The organism is Streptosporangium minutum (genome assembly GCF_002149035.1).
Classification (GTDB): Bacteria; Actinomycetota; Actinomycetes; order Streptosporangiales; family Streptosporangiaceae; genus Streptosporangium; species Streptosporangium minutum.
In genome coordinates, this window is record NZ_NGFP01000295.1 from 1 (window position 1) to 10964 (window position 10964).

9 protein-coding genes and 1 pseudogene are annotated in these 10964 nt (G+C 72.8%); 2 read left to right on the plus strand and 8 right to left on the minus strand.

What is annotated here, in order from left to right; translation table 11 throughout:
- Together CA984_RS38525 and CA984_RS38530 are read left to right on the plus strand one after the other, a co-directional pair.
- Positions 1–555, plus strand: a 555-nt coding sequence (locus tag CA984_RS38525; protein WP_479725544.1) for a mannosyltransferase YkcB-related protein, incomplete at its 5' end; no start/stop codon positions are given.
- 208 nt (positions 556–763) lie between these two features.
- The gene (locus CA984_RS38530) at positions 764–1396 is read left to right on the plus strand and encodes a TetR/AcrR family transcriptional regulator (protein WP_086578323.1); all 633 of its coding nucleotides are present in this window, start codon (positions 764–766) and stop codon (positions 1394–1396) included.
- Positions 1397–1450: 54 nt separating this feature from the next.
- Here the strand turns inward: CA984_RS38530 and CA984_RS38535 are convergent, their stop codons facing one another.
- The 8 genes and pseudogenes from CA984_RS38535 to CA984_RS46710 all read right to left on the minus strand — a co-directional run.
- Positions 1451–1711, minus strand: a complete 261-nt coding sequence (locus tag CA984_RS38535) for a hypothetical protein (RefSeq protein WP_031164273.1) — start codon at positions 1709–1711, stop codon at positions 1451–1453.
- A gap of 67 nt (positions 1712–1778) precedes the next feature.
- Entirely contained in the window at positions 1779–2693 is a 915-nt protein-coding gene (locus CA984_RS38540; protein ID WP_242676407.1) for a helix-turn-helix domain-containing protein, read from the minus strand.
- Between the two features lie 81 nt (positions 2694–2774).
- A complete protein-coding gene (locus tag CA984_RS38545; RefSeq protein ID WP_012892818.1) occupies positions 2775–2981 on the minus strand; it encodes a hypothetical protein in 207 nt (68 codons plus the stop codon).
- A gap of 424 nt (positions 2982–3405) precedes the next feature.
- Positions 3406–5295 (minus strand): acyclic terpene utilization AtuA family protein, encoded by a 1890-nt coding sequence (locus CA984_RS38550; RefSeq protein WP_086578324.1) that lies wholly within the window; start codon positions 5293–5295, stop codon positions 3406–3408.
- A gap of 133 nt (positions 5296–5428) precedes the next feature.
- A complete protein-coding gene (locus CA984_RS38555; RefSeq protein ID WP_086578325.1) occupies positions 5429–6232 on the minus strand; it encodes an enoyl-CoA hydratase-related protein in 804 nt (267 codons plus the stop codon).
- A complete protein-coding gene (locus CA984_RS38560) occupies positions 6229–8232 on the minus strand; it encodes an acetyl/propionyl/methylcrotonyl-CoA carboxylase subunit alpha (RefSeq protein ID WP_086578326.1) in 2004 nt (667 codons plus the stop codon). The genes CA984_RS38555 and CA984_RS38560 overlap by 4 nt, the downstream gene beginning before the upstream one ends.
- 8 nt (positions 8233–8240) lie before the next feature.
- Positions 8241–9824 carry an acyl-CoA carboxylase subunit beta gene (locus tag CA984_RS38565; RefSeq protein WP_086578327.1) on the minus strand — a complete coding sequence of 528 codons (1584 nt, stop codon included), beginning with the start codon at positions 9822–9824 and terminating at the stop codon, positions 8241–8243.
- A 288-nt stretch (positions 9825–10112) separates the two neighbouring features.
- A pseudogene (locus tag CA984_RS46710) lies at positions 10113–10964 on the minus strand (hypothetical protein); the annotation flags it as partial.

The following is a 10964-nucleotide window of genomic DNA, read 5'->3' on the forward strand; positions in this document are numbered from 1 at the left end:
GGGATGCCGGGCGGCTTCCCGGGCAGGTTCTCCGAAGGAGGCCCGGCGGGCCTCCCCGGAGAGGGCCCGGGTGACCTCCCGGATGACTTCCCGGCGGGCCTCCCCGGCGGCGATCGCGAGGCGGGCTCGCCAGGTGGGATCCGGCCGGACGGACCGCAGGGGATGCCGGGCGGGATGCGGGGCGGCCCCGGCGGGGCCGTGGACGAGAGGACGGCCGAGTACCTGCGGAAGAACCGGGGCGGCGCGACCTGGCTGGTGGCGGTGAGCAGCGCGCAGAGCGCCTCGTCGCTCATCCTCTCCACCCGCCTGCCCGTCATCGCCATGGGCGGCTTCACCGGCAGCGACCCCGCCATGACCGTGGAGCGGCTCAAGGAGCTCGTCTCCTCCGGGCAGCTCAGGTATCTGATGCCGGGCGGCGGCCGGGGCGGCCCCGGTGGCCCCGGCGGTGGCGGCGGCTCCGAGGCGACCGCGTGGGCGCAGGCCAACTGCACCGTCGTCGCCCCCGCCGAGTACGGCGGAGCCGAGGGCGGCCAGTCCCTCTACCGCTGCGGCTGAACCCGCCCCGGCCGCCGGGGACTCCCACCCCGTCGGGCCTCCGCCCGGCCCCGCGAGGTGCCGGGCGGGGGGCCGTGCCCGCCACCCGGTGGGTCGGGCGGCGGGGAGGACGCCCGGCGGGAGCGACATGTTCACCGGATGGTGAGCCGGCCGTGTCCGAAGGTCGCCGGGCCGCACCGGTGCGCTCTCACGGCTGTAGTCTTGCGCCGTGCAAAGCGGAGGGGCGCGCGGAAGCCGCGCAGACCAGGCCGACCAGCGCCGTGCGGAGCTGCTCGAAGCCACCAGGCGGGTCGTGCTCGAACGGGGGCTGGCCAGCACCCGCGTCGCCGACATCGCCAAGGCGACCAATGTGAGCGGCGGCCTGATCCACTATCACTTCGCCACCAAGGACGATCTCATCACCGAGATGCTCCGCAGCACCAGCGAGTCGGAGGTCAGGCGGCTGAAGGAGATCGCCGCGGAGCCGGGCGCCGCCGTGGAGCGGCTGGATCGCGTCCTGCGCTTCTACATCCCGGCGTCCCGGTCCGACCAGAGCTGGATCCTCTGGCTCGACGCCTGGGCCGTCGGGGTGCGCGAGGCGCACGTCCGGGACATCCTGCTGGAGCTGGAGGGCGCCTGGATCGAGATCCTCGCCGAGGTGATCGCGGGAGGCGTGAGCGGGGGCGAGTTCGTCTGCGACGACCCGCAGGGAGCGGCCGAGCGGATCGACGGCATGCTCGACGGCCTGGTGGTCCGCTACACCCTGCACGCCGGCAACATGTCCCGCGGCCGGCTCCTGCACCACGCCCGGGTCGCCGCCGCCCGCGAGATCGGGCTGGACCCCTCGGTCTTCTCCGCCTGAGTCACCCGACCCGCCCTCGGATCGGCCGCTCCGGCGGCCGGGAGGCCGCGGGGCTCAGGCGGGCATTGCCGCGAGCAGGAAGGCCAGGCGCGCGGCGGCGTCCTCGATGTTGTCGGTGCTGCCCAGCCGGTAGCCCCACGAGGTGATGAAGCCCCCGTCCTGGGAGCACGTCACGGTCTCGACGAGCGTGTTGCTGAAGCGGTTGCGGACGCACACGTAAGCGGGGTCCCCGAACGACATCCTCTGCACGGACAGGTCCGCGTGCCGCCGCGTGGCAGCGGCGAACCTCTCCAGACAAGACAGCGTGTCCAGCATCGTGTGTCACCTCCGTCTCGACAGAGAATTGCACGATCTTGGGAGGTTAATCAAGCAATTGCGGGGATTAATCCGCGGATTGTCGTGCGAAGTCCTCCAGCACCCGGACGATCACCGCTCTGGCGGCCTCCCGGAAGGCCGCGATCTCGTAGAACTCCTCGAAGGTCCGCTCGTAGAAGGCGATGTCGTCCGGGTCGCGCAGGATCAGGTCCCGGGTCCTCGTGGGCACCGCGACCTGGTCGCTGTCATAGATCCAGAAGCCGTTGAGCAGGGCGGAGGGGAGAGGGGCCTCGAAGGGGACCACACCGAACTCCACGTTCGGCAGCGCGGTCACCGCGAGCAGCCGGTCGAGCTGGCCGCGCATCACGTCCAACGGGGCCAGGCGGTAGCGGAGCACGGCCTCGGGCAGGATGAACCGGAACTTCTTGGTCTGGTCGTAGAGGATCTCCTGGCGCTGCATGCGCACCCTGATGGCGGCGTCGATCTCGTCGGGCGCGTTGTAGAGGCGTTTGATCCGGGTGAAGATGCTGCGGGCGTACTCGGTGGTCTGCAGCAGGCCGATGACCACCCCCGGCTCGAACACCCGGAACAGGGTGGTCCGCATCTCCAGGTCGCGGATGTCCTCCTGGAGCGCGGCCAGCCCGCTGCGGTGCCGCTGCCGCCAGGAGTCCTGCCGCTCCAGCAGGCCGGACGCCTGCTCGATCAGCTCCTCGACGACCTCGGGGGCGGCCTGGACGGCCCGCCCCCACTGGGTGATGTCGTCCTCGGTGGCGGTCTGGCGGGCGTTCTCGATCCGGGAGACCTTCGAGGCCTGCCACCTCAGCCGCTCGGCCAGCTCCTTGCCCGACAGGTGGGCCGCCTCCCGCAGCTGCTTGAGCTGCACACCCAGGTCGGCCCTGACCTGCTGGAACCCGCTCACCCGATCTCCTTTGCCGGACATGTGAGCGCCGGCGCCGTCGTGCTCGCGGGTCCGCTCGCTCACGCGACCTCCCGCATGGTGCGCATGAGGCTAGCCCTGGGCGGCGGGTCATGCCATAGAGGTCTCCCCAATCGTGATCAATATTTACAGAAGCACCCGGCGGGCGATGTCCACGAGAAGCTCTCTGGGTACCTCCACCGCGCTCTCACCGTCCAGGACGTGACGCAGGTCGCCCAGGGCCTCGGCGTCGGTGACGTGGAGACCCTGGACGACGATGGTGCCGTGGTCGGTCTCGTAGAGCGACGGGCAGGCGCCCGCTTCCGAAGTGGAGCCAAGAAACCGCAAACGCATGACTGATTCCTTCCCCGAGCCAGCCTCATGATGCAATTGCGGGCAATCCTAGAGTTCGGAAGGTTGTATGGGGGTTTCAATCGCCAAATTATGCATATTTCGCCCATCCGGTAGTGGGCGGCGGCTCGGAGGCGGGGTCCGTACGGCGCGTCCTCACATGAGGCTCCGGGCACGGGCGCACAGGCTCGACGAGGTGCGTGGAGGTCATGCGTCCGCCCTAACCGAATGATGTTCTGTCAATGGTGAATCTACGATCTTCCCCCGTGAGGGTCAATAGCCCGCCGCGGCGGCGGCCGGCGTCTCCGTCCCGCCCCGTCGAAGGCGGCCTCCGCGGCCGCGGGCCCGGTGGCGCCGCCGGGGGGAGACGGTGCCGGACGGCACCCGTGGCGTGCGTTCCCCCGTCCCGTCCGGTCGTACGGAGCGGTCACAGCAGGGAGCGGGGGATGTCCGCGTGCCTGGCGCGGAGCTCCTCGCCGAGAGCCTTGGCCTGGGCGTCGAGGCGGGGGCTGGCGGCCACGCCCCGCCCGAGCAGGCCGTGGACGACGAAGTTGAGAGCGTGGAGGTTGGGGAGGTCGAAGCGGTCGATCTCCAGGCCGGCCGTGGCCGGGAGGAGCTCCCTGAACCGCTCGACCGTCAGATGGTCCGACAGCCAGGCGAACTGCTCGGCCGTGCGGACCCAGACGCCCAGGTTGGCGTTGCCGCCCTTGTCCCCGGAGCGGGCGCCCATGATCGTGCCCAGCGCGGTCCGCACGGTCCGGCCACCGGCCTCGGGCCCCGGGCCGATCGGGCCCGCCTCCGGCCGCTCCGGCGCCTGGACCGGGAGCGGTGACGCGGCGGAGGCCGCCCGGAGGGCGGGGTGCTCTCCGCCGTCGGGACCGCCGCCACCGGGTGCCCGGTCCCCGGGCGTCCCACCGCCGGGTGCCCGATCCACGGCCGTCCCACGGCCGGGTTCCAGGCCGCCGGGCTCGCGCTCCCCGGGTTCCGGACCGGCGGGTTCCGGGTCGTCGAGTTCGCGGCCGTCGAGCCAGACGCGTGCCCGGACGGTCTCCGCCGGCACGAGGCTGGGCCAGTAGACGCCATAGGGGGAGGCGTCGCCGGGTGGGGTGAGGCCGTAGAAGCCGGGATAGCTGGCCAGGCCTGTCTCCACCACGGCGGAGGAGAAGGCGCGTCCGGCCTTCTTCCGGTCGGCGTCCATCACGGTGACGCGGAGCAGGGCGGTACCGGTGAGCGGTGCGGCGTCAGGCGGCGGGGCGGTGGCGGTCAGGGGGGTCAGTTCGACGTCGACCAGGTCGAAGGACTCCCTGGGGACGCGGGACCAGATGGCCTCCTGGGCCAGCCGGGCCTTGGCCTCGATCTCCAGGCCGGTCAGGACCATGGTCATGGTGTTGCGGTAACCGCCCACGTAGTTGATCGCGACCTTGAGCGTGTCCGGCGGGGCCTCGCCGCGCACCCCCGAGATCCGGACCCGGTCCGGGCCCTGCTGTTCCAGGCGGATCGTGTCGAACCGCGCCACCACGTCGGGGCCCGGATACCGGGGTGAGGCGATCTCGTACAGCAGCTGCGCCGTGACCGTGCCCACCGAGACGAGCCCGCCGGTCCCGGGATGCTTGGTGATCACACTGGATCCGTCGGACTCCAGCTCCACCAGCGGGAATCCGCAGTGCGCCAGGTCGGGCACCTCGCCGAAGAACGCGTAGTTCCCGCCGGTCGCCTGGCAGCCGCACTCGATGACGTGCCCGGCCACCACCGATCCGGCCAGCGCGTCGTGGTCGCCGGGCCGCCAGCCGTACCGCCAGATTCCCGGCCCGGTGACCAGCGCGGCGTCCGTGACCCGGCCGGTCACCACCACATCCGCCCCGGCGGACAGGGCGGCGGCGATCGGCCGGCCCCCCAGGTAGGCGTTGGCGGTCAGCGGGGCGGCGGGCAGCCTCTCCCCGGTGTCCAGGTTCGGCGCGCCGCCCAGGTCGTGACCGGACAGGTCGTCCCCGGTGACGTGCGCCACCTTCACCGGCAGCCCGAGGCGGCCGGCCAGCTCGGCCACCGCGCCGGCGCATCCCGCCGGATCCAGCCCGCCCGCGTTGGACACGACCTTGATGCCCCGCTCCAGGCACGTCCCCAGGACCTGCTCAAGCTGCCGCAGGAAGGTCGGCGCGTAGCCGGGACGGCCCTTCAGCCGGTTCCCGGCCAGGATCAGCATGGTCAGCTCGGCGAGCCAGTCGCCGGTGAGCACGTCGATCGGACCGCCCTCGACCATCTCCCGGGCGGCCGACAGCCGGTCGCCGTAGAAGCCGGAGCAGTTGGCGATGCGCAGCATCGAGCCTCCAAGGGCTGGGGGATCCAGGGCCCGCCCCGTGGCGGGGCGGGGGCGGCGTCAGGCCTCCGGAACCGGCGCGCGGCGAGCCGGAGCGGGAGGCGAGGCCTCCGGACCGGCGCGCGGCGTCAGGCCCTCAGGATCGGGGGATCCAGGACGCGGGCCGTTTCTCCATGAAGGCGGCGATGCCCTCCTGGCCCTCGGCGGAGGTGAAGCGCCGGGCGGACAGCTCGGCCATCCGGCGCAGGCCCTCCTCCACCGGCAGCGCGGGCACGGTCCGCACGAGCTGCTTGGTCAGCGCCAGCGACTCGGGCCCCCCGCGCAGCAGCATGCCGGTGTAGTGGGCGACCGTCGCGTCCAGCTCCTCCTCCGGCACGGCACGGGTGAGCAGGCCGATCTCCTGCGCGCGGGCGGCGTCGAAGGTCTCCCCGGTGAGCAGGTACTCGGCCGCGGCCCGGGGGTCCAGCCGTCGCAGCACGGTCACCGAGATCATCGCGGGGACGACGCCGAGCCGTACCTCGGTGAACGCGAACGACGCCGTGTCCGGCGCGATCGCGAAGTCGCAGGCCGCCACCAGGCCCAGCCCTCCGGCGCGCGCGGTGCCGTTCAACCGGCAGACGACCGGCTTGGGGCTCTCCCAGATCAGGTTCATGATCTCCGGGAACGAGGCGGTCACCGGCGCCTCGTGCGCGTTGCCCGGCTCGATCCGCTGCTCCTTGAGGTCCGCGCCGGCGCAGAACACCGGCCCGGTCCCGGTGAGCACGATGACCCGCACGCTCTCCTCGGCGAGCGCCCAGTTGAGCCGGTCCTCCAGGTCGCCCAGCAGCCGCACCGACAGCGCGTTGCGGTTGCGCGGGGAGTCCATCGTGATCGTCGCGACCCCGCCGGACACCTCCCTGTGCACCAGGCGTTCCACTGGCCAGCCCCCGTCGGTATTCATGCCCGCTCCTCGATGACGGCCAGTACGGCCTCCGCCTCGACCTGCCGGCCCGGCACCACGTTCAACGCGGAGACCGTGCCCGCCGCCGGGGCGGTTATCTGATGTTCCATCTTCATGGCCTCCAGCACCACGACCACCTGGCCCGCGGTGACGTGCTCGCCCGGTTTCACCTCGACGCGGAGCACGGTACCGGGCATCGGCGCCGGCAGGGAACCCGGCGCCACACGCGTGGCCGGTTCGGGGAGCCGCTCCAGCGGCGTGAGCCGTACGGGGCCGAGAGGGGAGTCCACGTGGGTCACGCCGTCATAGCGGGCCACGGCGAACCTGTGCCGCACGCCGGAGGTCTCCAGGACGACCAGGTCGGGCGTGGCGGCGATCAGGACCGTGTCGGGGAAGCCTTCGGCCCGCAGGCCGTCCCGGGTGATCCGGTAGGAGACCTCCGCCTCCTCGAAGGCCGCGCGCTGCGGCTGTGACACCACGTTCCGCCACCCGCTGGGCAGCCCGGCCTGCACGGTCGCCGCCGCCCGGCCCGCCGCCGCCCGGGCGAGGGCAGCGGCGAGGGCGGACAGGCGTACGGCGCCCGGCCCGGCGGCCAGGGCGTCGCGGTGTTCGGCGAGGAAGCCGGTGTGGGTGTCTCCCGCGAGGAACGCCTCGTGGCGCAGGACCCCGACCAGGAGGTCCCGGTTGGTGACGGGCCCGTGGATCCTCGCGTTCGACAGGGCGGTGGCGAGCCTTCTGACGGCGTCGGCACGGCAGGCTCCGTAGGAGATGACCTTGGCGAGCATCGGGTCGTAGTGGACGCCGATCTCGGAGCCGTCCTCGACGCCGGAGTCCAGCCGGAGGCCGTGGGAGGCCCCGCGGGGCACGGGGGAGAAGCGGGAGCTCACCCCGGGGACGTCGAAGCGGTGCAGGGTGCCGCTCTGCGGCAGCCAGTCGCGTGCGGGGTCCTCGGCGTAGAGCCGTGCCTCGACGGCGTGGCCCGACGGGGACGGCGGAGTCTCGGGGAGCCGGGCGCCCTCGGCGATCCGGAGCTGGAGCTCGACCAGGTCGACGCCGTAGACGCACTCGGTGACCGGGTGCTCGACCTGGAGCCTGGTGTTCATCTCCAGGAAGGCGACCGTGTCGCCCTTCACCAGGAACTCGACGGTTCCCGCCCCGGCGTATCCGATCGCCTCCGCCGCCCTGACCGCCGCGTCGCACAGCCGTGCCCGCATCCCGGGGGAGATCGCCGGGGAGGGGGTCTCCTCGATCACCTTCTGGTGCCGCCGCTGGATCGAGCACTCCCGCTCGCCCAGCGTCCACACCGTCCCGTGCAGGTCGGCCAGGATCTGGACCTCGATGTGCCGGGCGTCCTCCAGCAGGGGTTCGACGAAGACCGTGCCGTCCCCGAACGCCGACTCGGCCTCCCGCCGGGCGGACTCGACCGCGCCGGGCAGGTCGCCGGCCGGCTCCACGATCCGCATCCCGCGCCCGCCGCCCCCGGCCGAGGCCTTCACCAGCAGGGGCGTCCGCCGGCCGGGCGCCGATCCGCCGGCCGGGGCGGACATGCTGTCCAGCCTCTGTTCGAGCTCGGCCGCGGAGGAGCCGGGTTCGGCGGTGAAACCCGGGAGCACCGGGACTCCGGCCCCGGCCATCAGGGCCTTCGCCCCGATCTTGGAGCCCATCGCGGCGATGGCCTCGGGGGAGGGGCCGACCCAGGTCAGGCCGGCGTCGAGCACGGCCCGCGCGAACGCCGCGTTCTCCGACAGGAAGCCGTAGCCGGGGTGCACGGCGTCGGCCCCGGTCGCGAGGGCCGCGCCGACGATCGCCTCCACCGACAGGTAGGTGTCGGCGGGCCTGACCCCGGCGAGCCGTACGGCGTGGTCGGCCTCCGCCACGTGGGGTGCGGCGTCGTCCGCGTCGGAGAAGACCGCGACGGTCTCGATGCCGAGGTCGCGGCAGGTGCGGAAGACGCGGCGGGCGATCTCCCCCCGGTTGGCGACGAGAAGTCGGCTGATCATGGGCGAGCTCACATCCGGAAGACGCCGAAGCCGGCGGGCTCCGGGGCGGGGGCGTTGTTGACGGCCGACAGGCACAGGCCCAGGACGGTCCGGGTGTCGCGGGGGTCGATGACCCCGTCGTCGTAGAGCCGCCCGGACAGGAAGAACGGCAGCGACTCGGCCTCGATCTGCGCCTCGACCATCTGCCGCATCGCCGCGTCGCCCTCCTCGTCGTAGACCTGCCCCCGGGCCTCGGCGGCGCTCCGGCCTACGATGGACAGCACCCCGGCGAGCTGCGCGGGGCCCATGACGGCGGACTTCGCGCTGGGCCAGGCGAACAGGAAGCGGGGGTCGTAGGCGCGGCCGCACATGCCGTAGTTGCCCGCGCCGTAGGAGGCGCCCATGACGACCGTGATGTGCGGGACGGTCGAGTTGGACACCGCGTTGATCATCATGGCGCCGTGCTTGATGATGCCGCCCTGCTCGTAGTCCTTGCCGACCATGTAGCCGGTGGTGTTCTGCAGGAAGACCAGCGGCGTGCGCGCCTGGCCGGCGAGCTGGATGAACTGCGCGGCCTTCTGCGCCTCCTCGCTGAACAGCACGCCGCGGGCGTTGGCCAGGATGCCGACCGGGTAGCCGTGCAGCCGCGCCCACCCGGTCACCAGGCTCCCGCCGTACAGGGGCTTGAACTCGTCGAAGACGCTGCCGTCCACGATCCGCGCGATCACCTCGCGCGGGTCGAAGGGGATCTTCAGGTCCTCGGGCACGATGCCCAGCAGCTCGTCCTCGTCGTACAGCGGGTCCCGTACGGCCCCCGGGAGGAGGCCCAGCTTGCGCCAGTTCAGTCCTCTGACGATCTGCCGCCCGATCCGGAGCGCGTCGTGCTCGTCGGCGGCCAGGTAGTCGGCCAGGCCGCTGACGCGGGCGTGCATCTCGGCGCCGCCCAGCGACTCGTCGTCGGACTCCTCCCCGGTGGCCATCTTGACCAGCGGCGGCCCGCCGAGGAAGACCTTCGCGCGCTCCCGCACCATGACCACGTGGTCGCTCATCCCGGGGACGTAGGCGCCGCCGGCCGTGGAGTTGCCGAACACCAGGGCGATCGTCGGGATCCCGGCGGCCGACAGCCGGGTCAGGTCCCGGAACATCCGGCCGCCCGGGATGAAGATCTCCTTCTGGGTCGGCAGGTCGGCTCCGCCGGACTCCACCAGGTTGACCAGCGGCAGCCGGTTCTGGAAGGCGATGTCGGCGGCCCTGAGCGTCTTGCGCAGGGTCCACGGGTTGGACGCGCCGCCCCGTACGGTCGGATCGTTGGCGCTGATCACGCACTCGACGCCCTCGATCACCCCGATCCCGGTGACGACGCTGGCCCCGACGGGGAAGTCGCTGCCCCAGCCCGCCAGCGGCGACAACTCCAGGAAGGCCGAGTCGGGGTCGACCAGCAGCTCGATCCGCTCCCGGGCGAGCAGCTTGCCCCGACGGCGGTGCCGCTCGACGTATTTCTCACCGCCGCCCGCCACCGCCCTGGCCTGCTCGGCGTCCAGCTCGGCCAGCTTGGCCAGCATCGCCTCGCGCCGCGCCAGGTAGTCGTCTCCGGATGTGTCCAGCCGGCTCATGCGCCGTCTCCCTCGGTTGACGCGGACGCGGATGCGGCCGGCGGCGTCCCGGCCGGGACGGGTGTGGTCGACGCCGGCGTCAGGCCGACGGCCCGTGCCCGGAACGTGGTGAGCGGGGCGACGGCGGCCTCCTCGCCGGCCTGCCGCGGCTGGTCAGCACCTCGGACTTGACGATCACGCCAGTTAACGTAGCCGACAACCCGCTCCGCTACCAGGGGCGGTCCCGCTCCGCGTCCTTCACGCCCCGGCTCCGGGGGGACGGGCGTGGAGCCGGGACGGACAGCCGGGTCAGCCGCAGTGGCTCCAGCCGCTCTTCCACGACAGGGAGCCGTACGAGCCACCCCAGATGACGCACTTCTTGACGGCGGAGAGCCGTACGGGGCCCGCGTAGAAGGTGAAGGAGCCGGGGTTGCCCCCCGAGGAGCCGCCCTTCACCTGGAGCGTCGCGTTCATGCTGATCTTCGAGGGAGGTACGTACTTGGCCATGGTGACGACGCAGTTCTTACCCGCGCCGGAGCTGTAGAGCAGGTAGATGGTCGCGGCGGAGCCGAGGGCCCTGGAGTTGACCACCTTGTAGCCCGAACCGCAGACGCCCGTCGGGGTGAAGGGGTTCGGCTTCGGCGGGGAGGCCGTCTGCTTACCGGTCGCGGAGGGCTTCGACGTRGGCTTCGCCGTCGGTTTGGCGGTCGCCGGCGGCTTGACCGTCGGGGACGGCAGGCCCGCGTCCGTCGGCTCGATCACCGAGGGCGGCTCCGAGGTCTCCTCGTCCGGCTCCGGCTCGCCGTCCCCGGAGCCCCCGCCCGCCTTCTTGGTCGGCCGGACGGTCGGCTGGTCGGCCGGCCTGGCCGTCGGCTGGGAGACCGTCTCGCTCGTGACCTGGACGGAGGGGGAAGGGCTCTTCCTGGGCTTGGGGGACTCCCACGCCGCGGGCGGGTCGTCCGGGGTGAGCGCCGGGTCCGACTCCTCCGCCCCCTGGGAGGCGGGCGTCGACGCCACGGGCCGCGCCGCCGCCGCCTTCTCTCCGTTCTGCAGGACCACCACCGTCCCGCCGCCCACCACGACCAGCGCGGCCGCTCCCGCGAGCAGGAGGCCGACCGGCCGGCGCGTCTTCTGCCGGGGCTGCGGCACGGAGGCCTGCGG

Bases quoted from the DNA above. Each gene is read 5' to 3' on its own strand.
- CA984_RS38535 (WP_031164273.1), bottom strand. From the start codon at position 1,711: ATGCTGGACACGCTGTCTTGTCTGGAGAGGTTCGCCGCTGCCACGCGG.
- CA984_RS38545 (WP_012892818.1), bottom strand. From the start codon at position 2,981: ATGCGTTTGCGGTTTCTTGGCTCCACTTCGGAAGCGGGCGCCTGCCCG.
- CA984_RS38550 (WP_086578324.1), bottom strand. From the start codon at position 5,295: ATGCTGCGCATCGCCAACTGCTCCGGCTTCTACGGCGACCGGCTGTCG.
- CA984_RS38555 (WP_086578325.1), bottom strand. From the start codon at position 6,232: ATGAATACCGACGGGGGCTGGCCAGTGGAACGCCTGGTGCACAGGGAG.
- CA984_RS38560 (WP_086578326.1), bottom strand. From the start codon at position 8,232: ATGATCAGCCGACTTCTCGTCGCCAACCGGGGGGAGATCGCCCGCCGC.
- CA984_RS38565 (WP_086578327.1), bottom strand. From the start codon at position 9,824: ATGAGCCGGCTGGACACATCCGGAGACGACTACCTGGCGCGGCGCGAG.